The sequence below is a fragment of the Arthrobacter sp. NPDC056727 genome, assembly GCF_042790555.1.
Classification (GTDB): Bacteria; Actinomycetota; Actinomycetes; order Actinomycetales; family Micrococcaceae; genus Arthrobacter.
The window spans coordinates 1-1195 of record NZ_JBHTZA010000065.1 but is presented as its reverse complement, the minus strand read 5'-3'; the positions used below and the strand labels follow the sequence as shown (position 1 = coordinate 1195).

The window sequence follows — 1195 nt, the reverse complement described above, 5'->3', positions numbered from 1 at the left end:
GGGTGTCTAGGTTGAGGGTTGGCCGGGGCCGGCGGTTAAGTTTGGCTGCGATGCGGTTGAGGTCATCGGGGGTGTGGACGGAGAGGTCGGATCCTTTTTCGAACCAGAATCTCAGGAGCCGGTTGGTGTTCTCGTTGGTGCCGCGTTGCCAGGGCGAGTGCGGGTCGCAGAAGTAGAGGGTTGCCTCGAGGGCGGTTTGGATCCTGGCGTATTCGGCGAGCTCCGTGCCGCGGTCCCAGGTGATCGAGCGGCGCAGGTGGTCCGGGAGGTGCCGCATTTCCCGGATCATCGCGGCGGCGACGGTGTCGGCGGTGTGGTCCCCGGGCAGGTGCAGCAGGATCGTGAACCGGGTCGAGCGCTCCACGAGCGTGCCGATCGCGGTCCCGTCACAGCCGATGATCAGGTCGCCTTCCCAGTGCCCGGGCACCGCCCGGTCCTGGACCTCAGGCGGGCGGTCACTAATCGTGAAGGCGTCCTTGTAGGGGCTGCTTTTGATCCGGTCCGAGGTGTGCGGAACGCGTTGTTTGCGTTTGAGGCTGAGCTTTTCGGCCAGGTCTGCCCGCAGTTTCCCGCGGGTCTGGACGTACAGCGCCTGGTAGATCGTCTCGTGGCTCACCTGCATAGTCTGATCATCGGCAAAGTAAAACGCCAACATCACCGAGATCAGCTTTGGGCTCCACCCGTCGTCCATCCAGACGGCGATCAGGCGGCAAAGATTCTCGTCTTCGATGAGCTTGAAGGGCTTGGGCCGGCGCCTGGCCTGATGAGCTTTCGCGTGCGCGACCGAGGCCTGATACTCCCCGTCCCCGCCGGAGTTGCGCTTCACCTCCCGCCAGACCACGGACTTGTCCCTCCCGATCGCTTGGCCGATCTTGGCGTAACTCATCCCGAGCCTCCTGCCCATCTGAATCATGCCCCGCTCCGACGCGCTCAACGCCCGCCCACCCTGACCCTCCGCGGACGGGGCAGGATCCGCCAGGCCACCTATGGCCCCCCTGTTCAGCCTCATGCGACCAGACTGGGCCCACCACTTCTTCCCGGTGCCGCGGGAGGCTCCGACACGCCGGGCAGCAGCACTGACCGACATGCCGGAGCACACCAAATCGAGGAAATCACCACGGGCATCGCGGGCAAACAACTTGGGCATCGCACGCTCCATCTGTCAGAGCGTTGCTACGACCATATGACTTTGCCG

The 1195-nt window shown here is 64.6% G+C and carries 1 protein-coding gene; it reads right to left on the bottom strand.

What is annotated here, in order from left to right; genetic code table 11:
* Nucleotides 1-1147 (bottom strand): IS30 family transposase (locus ACFRAH_RS24265; protein WP_377993445.1); only part of this gene is annotated, 1147 nt, incomplete at its 3' end.
* Nucleotides 1148-1195 lie beyond the last annotated feature (48 nt).